Genomic DNA, 12,833 nt, shown 5'->3' with positions numbered 1-12,833 from the left:
CAAAGCTGGCTTCTTCGTTTATCGGATTGTCATTGAGGCTACTCAGGCCAGGGACTGATAGATAGAAAACAGATTGCCGATGATGTGCAAGATGATAGGTGGCCAGACTGATCGTGTTTTATAGCGCACCAAACCTAAAAATATACCGTCGATGATGAGTATGATTTGCGTTGCCCCTTCATATTGCAGGTGCAAGGGTGCCCATATGAGTGATGGAAGGATGATGGCTGCGACTGCTCCCAACTTCTTGTTAATCCAACTAAAGAAAATGCCTCGCCAGGCCATTTCCTCAGATATTGGCCCTATCACCCCAATTGCCAGTATGCGTATCAACACGACAGACAATGGCAACGCGGGCCAGTGCCTGGCCTGGGCGAGATTGAATACCTCACTCATGACTTCTTCCAAGATGATTAGCAATATCCAGAGAAGTAAAAATACAGTGGCAGTAGATGTGCTGAAGACGCGAAAGCCAAAATCTTCACGTAATGAAAATTGACGGTAATGCGCAATCAGCAACATGAGCAGGATGCCTGCAGCAGGAATGGCCAGCTTTGTCAGTGCCGACATCCAGGTTTGATCAATCATGGAAAATACCTTGAAGAATGAAGAGTTACAGGATGAAGTGTGGCTATAGAGTGTGACTATAGAGTGTGACTATAGCCAGCCCGCATCACTGGCAATCCTGTAAGCTTCACCACGGTTTCTTACATGCAGCTTGCCAATGGCATCTGACAGGTAATTACGCACTGTGCCTTCCGATAAATGGATTTGCCTGGCAATGTCGGCATTGCCAGCGCCTGAACCTGCCAGACGCAGTACCTGGCGTTCGCGTTCTGATAAGGGGTCGTGCGGGCCGTTCCAGCCTTCCATGGCGAGTTCTGGTGCAATCACGCGGCCACCTGACTGTACCGTGCGGATTGCGGTTGCCAGACTGTCTGAGGGCGTGTCTTTCAGGATGTAGCCGCGCACGCCGCTGGCAGTGGCACGGCGCAAGTAGCCAGCGCGGGCGAAGGTGGTCAGCATGATGACTTTGCAAGGCAATTTTTGTTCTGCAATACAGGCAGCCAGTTCAAGCCCTGTCATGACAGGCATTTCTATGTCAGTTAACAGGATGTCAGGGCATTCTTTCTGACAGACTTCCAGTGCCTGCTGGCCATTCTTTGCCAGCGAGATGACTTGCATATCAGGCTCAAAACGCAGCAGTGCAGCAAGCGCGCCTGATACTAGTGCATGGTCTTCTGCGATCACGATGCGTATCATGTCGCACCTTTGAGGGGGAGAAAAATCTCTATGCTCAGGCCATTGACATGATGGATGTTGATTGTTCCTTGATGAGCATGAATGCGTTCTGTCATGCCGCTTAAGCCGCAGCCTTTCTTGATGGTGCTGCCTGCCTGGATAGCACCGTTGTCTGCAATAGTCAGCTTGATATTTTTTGAATCAGAAGACAGGGTGATTTTGCATTTGCTCGCCTTGGTGTGCCGGATAATATTGGTAACGGCTTCTCTTAAAGAAAGTGCGATAACATTTTCCATTGACGGGGGGATGCTGCATTGCTCAATCAGGGAAATCAAGTGGATATTGGCCGCCTGCAATGTTTTTTTTGCAGTAGCCAATTCTGCATTCAAACTGCTCACACGGCAGTTGCGCACGGTGGTACGCACTTCTCTCAAGGTGTTACGTGCACTGTGTTCTATGTCGATCAGTTCATGGGCGCAAGCGCTCAGGTCAGTCTTGATCAGCTTGCGTGCCAGATCAGCCTTCAAGGCGATGACTGACAGCGTATGGCCAAGCACATCGTGAATATCGCGTGAAATTCTTTCGCGCTCAGCGAGGCGGGCATGGTTTGCTACTTCTTCCTGTGTACTTAGAAATTTTTCGTCTGTGCGTGCAGACTTTTCCAATAGTATGCCGACCAGGCCAACCGGCATGCAAAATAACAATGTTGGTATTAGAAAATCAGAAGGCAACTGCCAGGCAGCATCAGCCATCAATAACATTGCGCAAACTATATACAAGACTGCATAGGCAGAGCGGGGATTTTCAATGCGCGAGCACATACCGACACCGACCATGACAAATGCGGTAGCACCTGCATTATAGTTAGCCCACAATATACCCGTGATGGTGGCAACGATAATGCAGGCCACCAGGCGGCGGTCATCAAACTTTAAGCTGTATTCAAACAATAGTATGAAACCGGCCAATGTCACGGTTACCATTAGCAGCTCGCCAGTGTGTGGAATAGTTTTTGTATATTTCAACAAAAACCAGACTAGCAAGATCAACCAAAAAAAAGACGTGGTGTTATCTCTGGTACCTCCGTTTTTTCTTTTGCGGTTTGATAGTGTCATTGAGGCAGGGATAAAATCACCAGTCTTTCCAGATACAAAGTTCACTTTGACATTCCTCTTAAAGAGAGTACAAATTTTTCTTCAAGCGGCGACAGTAGCACGTGATGCCGTAATCATCACATTCGCCATCACACCATATACTGTTGCCCAGGCATCTTTGGTTTCGTTGGTAAAACGATCGCCCAGACCTTGCCCCAGTGTTTTTAACAAAGCAGCACCAACTGTCTGATAGTGGGATTCTTTGACTCCGTAACCATCGTGACGCACGGCCAGGCCTTGCAGTACCGGCACCAGATTATCCAGGTCATTGAGTTTGCCAACAGCTGCACCTATCATTTGCATGAGTTTTTTTCCCTGCTCTGTCATGTCACCTCTGAACATCGGCTTCAGTGACGGATCTGCTGCAAACAAATTCTGATAAAACAAGGCAGCTGCCTGAGGGGCAATTGTCGCTACTTGTTTCCATGAGTCTTGTACGAGTGTGACGGTTTGTTGGTTCATTTTAAATCTCCGGTTGAAATGGCAGTTGGTTTGTTGAAAGTTTGTGTTTAGTCTGCAGTGGCAGCTTTGCTTTGGTACATCTGCAAGTCAGCAGCTTGCAGCCAGGCCCGGGGCGGGCCAAGAGCGGTATTTACTTCAGAAAAGCCGAGAGCAAATTCCAGTGGGATAGTGATATGTTGCTGCTGCCAAGTTATCTGTAAGACAGGGCTGGCTTCCAGTAGTTTGCTGACTATCTGCTGGGTCTCTTCAGCATTGGTATGCGGCAAAATCACGGCAAATTCATCACCACCAAGACGACCAAGAATGTCGGTTGAGCGCAAATTGTTTTGCAGATAGACAGCGATGAGCTTTAATGCCTTGTCACCGACATCATGTCCATAAGTGTCGTTGATCTGTTTGAAGCGATTCATGTCCAGCATGATCAGCGTGGTTGGCACCGCATAACGTACCCATCGGTCCCAGGCCATATTCAATTCTGCAATGAAGCCGCGACGATTCAATAATCCAGTCAGGATGTCAGTGCGGTTTTCAATTTCCAGATCGGAAATAAAACGCTTCAGGCGTGAAATTTCTTTCAGCAATACAGCCGTGGTCTTGCTTTCATTTTTACCGGTCGATGCGGAACATATGAAATCATGTTGATATCTTTTGTAAAATAATTTTTGTGAAGTTTGCATAAAAATTCTTTTCATAAGCAGATGAATATTCGAACTCATTTCATAAATAGGATGAGATGCGTTTGCCTCATAACGCAGTCCAGCACGCGTTATGAGGCAAACCCTTCGGGAACTGACGATTTGGGTGAATTGCTGCGTTGTGCCGCTTGCTAGGGCAGACGCCTTAGCTGCGCGTCACGCCTTGCACTGCACCCCAAATCGCCTTGTTCGCACTCATCCTATTTATGAAATGAGTTCGAGTCTGCCTAGTATTGATTACAGACGGACGCATTGTTAGATACAAGGTAGTGCTTTCTGTATGAATACAAGAGTGTTCAGAAAGTACAGCGTGCTCAGATGCTCTTATGCAGTATCAGACAGTGGTGTATAAATGCGCCTGATCATGCCTTGGCATGGGAAGAAGTATGTTGGAGAGCGGATTTTTCAGATAGATACAAGCAGGGATCTTGTCGGTAGATACAAAATAAAAAAGCGGGTAAGAGCCCGTTTTTTTACTGCTTTATTCACATAAAAAAGCGCTAATAGAATCCACGCAGATAAAAGCAAAATGCAGTCAGTGACTGGCGCAGGGGATCAGTCAGCGGGATTGAAGTATTTACGCAAACGCCGTTTGAGACCAGTGCAATCTGTGGTGTCTCAGCTTCATCCAGCAAAGGCCAGTTGGCGCGGATTTGTGTTTGTATTTCTTCTGAACTGATCTTGCCTGGCAAGGGTAGCCAATAGCTATAGCCACCTGGCATATCGGCCAGTTTGACGGTATTGCCGAGCACCAGACGCAGTATGGATAAATATTCACCGGTGCGTGTTTTTAATTGCTGGCGGTATTTGCGCAAGTGCGGCACATGGCTGCCCTGGGCCAGAAATTCTGCCAGAACAAGTTGTGATAATTCATTGACACTGCTGGCTGATGCGCTTTTCAAATATTCTATGCGTTCACGCCAGCTACCCGCCGCCAGCCAGCCTATGCGCAAGCCGGGTGCCAGGGTTTTAGAGCAGGAGTTGACGTAAATGACATTGCCTTTGAGGTCAAAGGATTTCAAGGTCAGTGGCCGTGCACCATCATGTTGCAAGTCGCCGTAAACATCATCTTCTATGATGGTGACGCCATGCTTTTCTGCCAGTCTTAGCAGATTGCGTTTCACTGGCAAAGGCATCAGTGCACCGGTTGGAAAATGGTAATTGGCGACCAGCAGAAAAACCTTGGGTGGGTCGTCTCCTTCAAGTATGGCCTGTACTTCCGCCAGAAAATCTGGCGCGTCTACGCTGCTGTGCACGGTTACCGGTGTCAGGGTAAAGGTTTCCAGCAGACGGCTATACAGAACGCTGACGGGGGCCTGCACCAATACCTTGCTTCCAGCTTCACTGGTTGCCCGCAAGGCCAGTAACAGGGCTTCTGTCGCACCCTGTGTGACGATTAATTCTTCTTCCTTCAGAAAACAACCATTCTCAGCACTGCGTTTTGCCAATTCAGCACGCAGGCGAGGATGGCCATAGGCGTGGGCATGGCGCGTAGACAGAAATGGGTGGCGGCGTATCACACTGCCCAACAGACTTTGCCAGCGTTGTTGAGGAAACAGGTCTTCAGCTGGCCCCCACTTCAGTACGCTGGCAGACATGTTTTGCAAATCTGCCTGAGTATGTGGCTGAGAGGTTGATATCTCTTGCCGGGCTGCTGGTTTGACAAAATAGCCTGCCTTGCCACGTGGTTCGACCAGGCCTTTTTCTTCCAGGGTATGCAGGGCATTGGTGACAGTCGCCAGGCTGAGCTGATGTTGTTGCATGAGTTCGCGTACTGAGGGCAGGCGTGCATTGACGGCCAATTTTTTGCTCAATATCGCATCAGCCAATTCATCTGCCAATATTTGATACTTGTTCTTTGTCACAAAAAATCCTCAATTTTGCAAGAATTTACCAGGCCATCCGCTGATGTAATAAGGGGAAGGCAATAGAATCTGATGAAACTCGCAGTGCAACATTGCCTCCAATACTTATAACATATCCGGTACAGGCTTGAGTATCAAATAGTGATTTTGCCCATGCATACTGAAGTATGTATTTGTCTGTATAGCCAGTTTCTTCTATGCCAGTGACGATACCGGATATACTTAACATCTATTCATTCCAAAGTCCAAAGACTGTTAACCCTGAAAACAAGAGCCCTACCGATGACCAAGGCACCATCAGCACCAACTTCTCGTGCACCCAATAAAGCTCAGCTGGCCGCAGCTGAACAATGGCTGATGACTATTCAAGGCGAAATCGCTGCGTTGATCACATCGGGCTGGGCTGCGGCAATTACTGCGCCTGGTGATCTGGCTGTTGATTTTTATCGCAAGCTGTTTGCCGCTGCACCAGCGGTGATCGAGTTATTTTCCGGTGACATGACAGAGCAACAGGGGCGCTTGACCCACACGCTTGAAGAAACCGTGGCACTGGTACATCAGCCCGAGCAATTGCTGTTGCTATTGCGCGCTTCCGGCGTGCGCCATCATCATTATCAGGTTCAGCAGGCTTACTTTGGTGTGATGCGCAATGTCCTGATTGATACCCTGGCAGAACGCGGCGGTGCCAGGTTTACTGCCGCGCATCGCAGTGCCTGGGAAGGCTTGTTTGATCATATGGCGACGGTCATGCGGCATGGCATGGCCAGCGCTGCAAAAAACTAAGCTATATATACAAAGTAGTGCACAGGTTTTACGGTGACGCCTTGACGCGTTCCCCTGCACTGTATTGGCCGGTTTTATCTGTCGCATCAAAATTGCCGTTAAAGCGTTCGACCATGGCAAAACTGGGCGCATCTGCACCCTTTAGCAGTTTCCCATAATAGAAAACCTGGCGTGAAGTTTTTGCATATCCCATCGCCAGATACTGCAATGAAACTACATCTTCTTTGCTGATGACATCACCATGGTAATAGGCTTTGTTGCCATCAAGGGCATAGCCTTCTTCTATTACTCTGAATGTTTCGTAACTGACGCTCCTGAGACTTCCGCCCACATTGAATCCATCGACGTAGTAAATTTTTGACCGGTCTTTTGCATAGTGTGCATCCAGCGCTGTGAAAGTAAGCCCGTCACTGCCTGCAATCTCAGTTTCACGGTAGTAGCCACGTAATTTGTCTTTTGCGAAGAAATGTTCCAGCAGGACGAAACTGTCAATATCCTGCACCGGCACGATCTTGTCTTGTCTGAAGAGATGTGATTTATCTCTGGCCAGATAACCGTCGCTCATCATGCGGAAGCTGGCTGGGTCAGCATCCCTGATTTTTTTGACGACAGTACGTTTGATGCTCCAGTATTCTTTGCTGTCACGTTCAGTATCGCAAAAAAATACCATGGCCTTGTCCATGGCATAGTATTTACTCAACACCTGGAAGCTGGCACTGTCACTCGCATCATTGCCGTTAAAAATCGGCACGCCTCTGTAATAAACGTAACGCGTATCTTTGGCAAAATAGTCGTCTATGGGGGTGAAATTGACGAGCTCATTCTGGCTATTCATGACCGTGCCATCGTAATGCCATTTACCATTTTTTTTATAATAGGCTGATTCATTACCGCAACCGAACAAGAAAGAGATGATGCCCATTAATATGATCCAGGGTGGGTATTTTCTGATTTTCCTTAACATCTGTCTGAACCCGGATTCATCAGACTGCGCAGATAGCTTGCATGCTTTACCAGGCTGGTGATGCCGCCAGGGCCATGTATTGGTGTCTGGCTAATACTGTTTGCATACGAAGCCTGCAATTCTGCATGTACGGTTCCTGGGTCAATCTGGCAGCGATAACGGAAGAACAGATTGGCTTGGTGGCCTGCAAAGTGCTGCGTTACATTTTCCGCTGCATCTATGATCATGCAGGGGTCTTGCCATTGCTGGGCCAGTACACCTATGGTCTTGAACTGGCTTCCTGAAGATTCTATCATCCACGTTGCTTTGCCGCCGCTGATGGATGGCAGGAAATTGCCTGCGCGGATTTGCTCGAGCAAGCTTGCCAGGCTGGTGTTGGCAGGGATGGCGATGTTTTCGGCATGTGACACGGTGTCATCGCCTGCATGCACACTGTCCCTGTCGATACGTATGTGCAACATGGGAGGCTCATGATTGTTATGCTGATCGCGCTGAGCCAGCAGCGAACCAGCTGCCTTGCCTGCGATGAACAGGATGGCCAGCGGCCACACGAACATCAACGACAAGCCAAAAATCCAACCCAATACAGCGCTGCCAAACAGGTTTGCCAATAGCAGGCTAGCTATTGGTGCGCCGAATATAAAAGCCATGATCCAGCTCAGATAGGAATGCTTGCCAGCGCCAGGAGGTTTGCGCCGCCAGCCATACACAAAGCCAGCTGCGGCCAGCCCCGTTGCCACAAATACCCAGTCAGACATCGTAATTCTCCTTGATTTTGCGCTTCGTTTGACGATGCCTGACGTTGGCAATATGGATCAGAATGCTGCAGAGACGCCGTCTATACGGTCCAGACGGATGACGATGCGGCTGGCTTGCTGGTTACGTCCGATGACATATTTTTCTTCCAGCGCAGTGACCACCATGGCGACATTGTTGCCGCTGGTATGGATGGTAATGCCCTTGTTTTTCTCTTTGCTTTCAAGCAGGGTAGAGCGCAGCTGGTCTTTTTCATTGGCGGAACTTGGATCGGCAGCACCCGCGCTGCCAGTGGCTACGACGGAGGTCAGCACCAGTGCCTGTATCAAGTGGGTCAGTTTCATTCGGGTCAGTTTGATCATGATGCATGTCTCTTTCTTGAAGGATTGAAATTAAGATTGGATAAGTTTGCACCTGCGCTGTCGTCCGGAATAGATACAAGCCTTGCCCTAGTGCATGGATACAGGCGAGATGCAAGTTAAAAAAGAAGGTTTTCTCAGATTTTTCTTTCCAGCATCCTTTCCGATGAATCAGCAAGGCAGCCTGTTTGCGACAGAATCTATTTTCCGTATCAGGTCTTCACAAACAGAGTCTGCATTCAATATGCTCAATGTCATATAAATACCTGACGACAGACACTTATTTTATGAACGCAGACTTGTGATGATACTCGCCAGATTTGAAATCCGCATATTCAATTTTTTGCGACAACATTCATTTGATTTCATTTGCCTTCATTTGTAAAGTCGCGTCGTCAGGAGAAATAGTATGAAAATGCATCAAAAACTGTATCAAAAGCTGCATCAAAAGCTGCATCAAAAGCTGATCAGGGTACTGGCTTTTGGCATTTGTCTGGTTGTCGTTTCAGTGACCGCAATTTCACTGTCTGCACAGACAGCAAATGCAGTCACTACCCCGGCTCGTATAGGGTTCTCATCCAAAACCGTGGGTTTTGAAGCCAGCAATGCGCGCAATGCTGGTTCCTTGGAATATGCGCTCATCGAATTTATAAGCGAGACCGGCGCGACAGACACATCAGTGGCCATCACGGTCAGCAGCAGTAACCCTGCGCTGATGACAGTCAGCAAGGTCGCTGTCGCTAATGCACTAGGCAATTATTTATTGGCAGTGCCTGCCAATGCACCCTCAGGCAGCGCCACTATTACAGCCAGCGCTACTGTAGCGGGTGTTGTTTATAGCCGTTCACGGGTATTTGTCATCACGGCAGCCAGTACCGGCATACCGCCTGCTTCCGGTTCATCCACCATCAACAGGGCGACCACGCCAACCATGAATGCAGATCAGTCTGCCTGTGCTGTCATCAATTATTATGACGTAGGCGTGGGCAAAACCTATACCGCCTTGGGCCAGTTGCCATGGAGCCAGTTAAAAGGCTGCGACACGGTCAGGATTTATGCCAAGCCAAATAATGTGCCTTACCATGAAATGATCTTGATTTCAGCAGGTACCAATTTGGCACCGACTGCACCGAATAAATTCATGCGTGTTATCGGCGTGCCTGACCCCGTGACCGGTGCGCGGCCCATCATTGATGGTGCGCCAGATGCACAGGGCAAGCTGGCAACACAGCTGGAGACATTGCCAGGCCAGGCTGCACGCACCCTGCAATATCATGACAATGCCAGCACTCCCCGTGCACTGTATAAGCTGGGTCTGGTCATGGTGGGGCCGCAGGCTGGCTACAACTACAATAATGGACCGGTGGGTTATATCGGCATTGAGAATCTGGACATCCGCAATTCAGTGTATGGCAATTCCTTCTCTGATGCGCAGGGCCAGAAAACAGATAGCTATGCTGCCTTCGGCACTTGCCTGTTCGTCGAAGCTGCGGCACATCTGGTGGTGAAGAATAATGTCATGCACAATTGCGGTAATGGCCTTTTCATTAATTCAAAAAACGGCACGCTGGTGGAGTTGTCGCAAGATGTGCTGATCGAAGCTAATACCTTCTACAACAACGGCAATGCACCTGTTCCCAATGTGACTAACGGTTACTCTGAGCACAATAGCTATACAGAAGCGCGCGATATCATCTTCCAGTACAACTATTTCGGTGATGTGCGCCCGGGTGCTTTTGGTGATTGTTTAAAAGACCGTTCATCGGGTCTGGTTGTCCGTTACAACACCTTTGCGTCAAGCTGTGGACTGCAACTGCATCTGATGGATTCTACTGGTGGTAATGCACTCATTTATGGTGAGCCAAATTATGCATCGACCTATGTCTATGGCAATCTGTTTGATGTGACGCCGGGTAGCAATAGTACCAACCTGGTCAATTATGGCGGTGACAGTGGTCTGACGGCAAATTATCGTCAGGGTACCCTGTTCTTCTACAATAATACGATGGTGGTAAGAGGTGACGCCACCCATGGCATTTATCCAGAGACCCTGATGTTTAATCTGGGCATGCCCAATGCTGTTGCCGATGTCAGGAATAATCTGTTTTATGCGTTACCAGTCACGCCGGGCTCGCCAGGTAAAGTACAGGCCATGGCACTGGGCAAGGGTACCGTCAATATGACAAATAACTGGGTTTCGCCAAATGCTGCGCAGTATTGGGTCGGGCATCTGACAGGTGCAGTCGTGAATGGCTGGAATAGCAATCTGGGTGCCAATAATAATCCGGTATTGGCGAACGTGGCACAGCATGATTATCGCCCGGCAATTGGTTCGCCTCTGATCAATGCTGGCAATGGTCTGGGTAACCTGACATCCAGTTTGCTGCCAGTGGCACAACCCGGCGCTGCGATCTTGCGCAAGCAGGATGGCATGATCGATATTGGTGCCTTTGAATTTTGATGACAGGGAAAGCCAGTATTAATTGACGTTCTCTGATGGAAAAAGCCCCATAGTGCTACAGCAATTATGGGGCTTTTGTATGACAGTATTTTTTATGAGCAGGTCGTCACAGGATTGCCGCAATATGAGCGAGGAGGCATCCATCCCTTCATGTTTTTATATTGTATCTCCAGCCATTCGCCATGGCAGCTTTGCACTGATGCACCTGCATCGGCAGGAACTTTTCCTGTCATGGCACTTTGCGTAAGCGGGTTGGCACGCAGGCTCACACTTGCCCGCGCATTGACGCCAGTCAAGGGTGCGAATACCCAGCCCTCGCCTTTGAAATACACCTCGCCACCCATGCCACTGACCTGGCGAACACGCAGCCATTTCCCGGCTGAGCCTGTGATTTCCATTTGTGAATCGCTGTCTTTGATGCTGGCCAGCACCTTGTGTTCGGAGCCCGGGCCGCTGCGGATATTGCTGCCCCTGGTGTCAGGATCAATGGAAAAAACTTTGAGTTTGCATGCGGTCACTTCAGGCTCGGCATGTGCCACATTGCCGTACAGCGCGCCCATTACAAGCAGAAAACTGCAAACGGTGCTTTTTGATAGAGAGAATGGTGTATTCATGGTCACCGCAGACAGGTGCAATTGGATTAAGTGGATCAGAAACAAACTCAAAAAAGTCTAGCACGCTTTATTCAGGACAAGACAGAGATTGAGGCGGATAAGGCAATTGAAAATGAGAATATGACATCAGTCATACATTCTTGTGACAAGGAACACTTACTGCAGACCATGAACTCTGTGACCATGCGAAGTACTTGACTGCTGTAGTCACTCATTCATCTCTATCTGGGCACTCTCAATGTTGAACAAACTTAAATGCCTGTTATTGGCAAGCAGCTTTTATTTCTTATCCAGCCCGGCTGTGCAAGCGCAGGAGCTGACGCATCTCGGTGTACCCGCCACACGCATGATCGCCATCAACGGCAACAAATCTTTTTATGGCGGCGGTATTGCACAATGGAGTGTGTGGCAAGGTGGCCAATTGCCGCCAGGGACTACCAGTTCATATTCCGTCCCTAACGGCTATTCACTGGTGATACTGGAGATAGAAACGATACAGAATCCATTGGCACTGGCGGGCACAGCCACCTTGTATCTGAGCCCGCCCGGACAAGCAAATTCTGGCATTGTCACCCTGGCACGGGTGCCGCTGGAGGCCAGTACCGGCTATCCCATGAAAACCCAGTTACTGGCAGCTGGTATCCGTGTTCCCGGTGGTTATGGCATGTTCTGGAATGCTTATGTTCCACAAAATGGTGGTAATGCAACGCTGAGCTGGATCATGCGGGGTTATCTCGTCAAAGAGTGAAGCAGTCAGGGCTTGCCGCTTTGCCAGTGTCTTTTCGTGATGACAGCTTATACTATGCGTCATCACCAAATAAATAGATGCCTGCGCAATGACAACCACGAGCAACCAGAGAAACACGATCCTGCAAGCGACTGATCTGACTTTTCATTATCCCGGCCAGCCTTTGTTCACCAACTGGTCTTGCGATATACCCGCAGGCATTACGCTGGTTCTGGGTGGTGATGGTCGCGGCAAGACCAGTTTGTTGCAATTGCTGGCAGGTGACTTAAGTGCACAAAGCGGGCAATTACAGATTAAAGATGCATCTTTGCATGCACAGCCTGATGCCTATCGCAGCCAGGTATTCTGGGTAGACCCACGTACAGATGAGTTTGACCAATTGCCTGTGCCTGAATATTTCGCTACCGTGCGCAGCGCATATCGAGGGTTTGATGATGCTGTTTTGGCGCAAGCCATTGAGGGCCTTGGTTTGAGTCCACATATCAACAAGCAGATATTCATGCTGTCTACCGGGAGCAAACGCAAGGTCTGGCTGGCCGCGGCTTTTGCTGCTGGTGCCACAGTCAGTTTGCTTGATGATCCCTTTGCTGCCCTGGACAAGTCATCCATTGATTTTATTGTGGGTATGCTCAATCATTATGCGTCAGATACAGCAAAGGCCTGGATACTTGCCATGTATGTCAAGCCGCAAGGCCTGCCTTTGTCTGGCCTGATAGAGCTGGGCGACTGA

Annotated in this window: 14 protein-coding genes; 4 read left to right on the top strand and 10 right to left on the bottom strand. The window is 49.0% G+C overall.

Annotated elements, in window-relative coordinates:
• Positions 1–42 precede the first annotated feature (42 nt).
• The 6 genes from AC3WQT_RS09980 to AC3WQT_RS09955 form a co-directional block, all read right to left on the bottom strand.
• On the bottom strand, positions 43–588 hold the full coding sequence (locus AC3WQT_RS09980) for a CPBP family intramembrane glutamic endopeptidase (RefSeq protein ID WP_492703725.1): 546 nt from the start codon (positions 586–588) through the stop codon (positions 43–45).
• A 69-nt stretch (positions 589–657) separates the two neighbouring features.
• Entirely contained in the window at positions 658–1,263 is a 606-nt protein-coding gene (locus AC3WQT_RS09975; RefSeq protein ID WP_492703724.1) for a response regulator transcription factor, read from the bottom strand.
• Positions 1,260–2,225: a sensor histidine kinase gene (locus AC3WQT_RS09970; RefSeq protein ID WP_492703723.1), complete on the bottom strand. Its 966-nt coding sequence runs from the start codon at positions 2,223–2,225 to the stop codon at positions 1,260–1,262. Before AC3WQT_RS09970 ends, AC3WQT_RS09975 begins: the two co-directional genes overlap by 4 nt.
• Before the next feature lie 213 nt (positions 2,226–2,438).
• Positions 2,439–2,858, bottom strand: a complete 420-nt coding sequence (locus AC3WQT_RS09965; RefSeq protein WP_423007713.1) for a globin family protein — start codon at positions 2,856–2,858, stop codon at positions 2,439–2,441.
• A gap of 47 nt (positions 2,859–2,905) precedes the next feature.
• Positions 2,906–3,535 carry a GGDEF domain-containing protein gene (locus tag AC3WQT_RS09960; protein ID WP_492703722.1) on the bottom strand — a complete coding sequence of 210 codons (630 nt, stop codon included), beginning with the start codon at positions 3,533–3,535 and terminating at the stop codon, positions 2,906–2,908.
• 518 nt (positions 3,536–4,053) lie between these two features.
• Positions 4,054–5,418, bottom strand: coding sequence for an aminotransferase-like domain-containing protein (locus AC3WQT_RS09955; protein WP_492703721.1), 1,365 nt, complete (start codon positions 5,416–5,418; stop codon positions 4,054–4,056).
• Positions 5,419–5,700: 282 nt separating this feature from the next.
• Here AC3WQT_RS09955 and AC3WQT_RS09950 point away from each other — a divergent pair, with 282 nt between their 5' ends.
• Positions 5,701–6,201: a globin domain-containing protein gene (locus AC3WQT_RS09950; RefSeq protein WP_492703720.1), complete on the top strand. Its 501-nt coding sequence runs from the start codon at positions 5,701–5,703 to the stop codon at positions 6,199–6,201.
• A 28-nt stretch (positions 6,202–6,229) separates the two neighbouring features.
• On the opposite strand, the gene AC3WQT_RS09945 is transcribed toward AC3WQT_RS09950, so the two are convergent.
• Genes AC3WQT_RS09945 through AC3WQT_RS09935 form a run of 3 tightly spaced genes read right to left on the bottom strand, consistent with a single transcriptional unit; the run spans position 6,230 to position 8,283 of the window.
• On the bottom strand, positions 6,230–7,123 hold the full coding sequence (locus tag AC3WQT_RS09945; RefSeq protein WP_492703719.1) for a DKNYY domain-containing protein: 894 nt from the start codon (positions 7,121–7,123) through the stop codon (positions 6,230–6,232).
• A 35-nt stretch (positions 7,124–7,158) separates the two neighbouring features.
• Positions 7,159–7,923, bottom strand: coding sequence for a hypothetical protein (locus AC3WQT_RS09940; RefSeq protein ID WP_492703718.1), 765 nt, complete (start codon positions 7,921–7,923; stop codon positions 7,159–7,161).
• A gap of 57 nt (positions 7,924–7,980) precedes the next feature.
• Positions 7,981–8,283, bottom strand: coding sequence for a hypothetical protein (locus AC3WQT_RS09935; protein ID WP_492703717.1), 303 nt, complete (start codon positions 8,281–8,283; stop codon positions 7,981–7,983).
• Positions 8,284–8,689: 406 nt separating this feature from the next.
• On the opposite strand from AC3WQT_RS09935, the gene AC3WQT_RS09930 reads away from it, so the two are divergent.
• On the top strand, positions 8,690–10,741 hold the full coding sequence (locus tag AC3WQT_RS09930; protein ID WP_492703716.1) for a right-handed parallel beta-helix repeat-containing protein: 2,052 nt from the start codon (positions 8,690–8,692) through the stop codon (positions 10,739–10,741).
• Between the two features lie 92 nt (positions 10,742–10,833).
• On the opposite strand, the gene AC3WQT_RS09925 is transcribed toward AC3WQT_RS09930, so the two are convergent.
• Complete coding sequence (locus tag AC3WQT_RS09925; RefSeq protein ID WP_492703715.1) at positions 10,834–11,355, bottom strand: SH3 domain-containing protein; 522 nt, start codon at positions 11,353–11,355, stop codon at positions 10,834–10,836.
• Positions 11,356–11,593: 238 nt separating this feature from the next.
• On the opposite strand from AC3WQT_RS09925, the gene AC3WQT_RS09920 reads away from it, so the two are divergent.
• Both AC3WQT_RS09920 and AC3WQT_RS09915 read left to right on the top strand, forming a co-directional pair.
• A complete protein-coding gene (locus AC3WQT_RS09920; RefSeq protein ID WP_492703714.1) occupies positions 11,594–12,103 on the top strand; it encodes a hypothetical protein in 510 nt (169 codons plus the stop codon).
• 88 nt (positions 12,104–12,191) lie between these two features.
• On the top strand, positions 12,192–12,833 hold the full coding sequence (locus AC3WQT_RS09915) for an ABC transporter ATP-binding protein (protein WP_492703713.1): 642 nt from the start codon (positions 12,192–12,194) through the stop codon (positions 12,831–12,833).

Source organism: Undibacterium sp. FW305-107, assembly GCF_058788535.1.
Note: the sequence above shows the minus strand (reverse complement) of the source record. Positions and strands in the feature narration are given on the sequence as shown.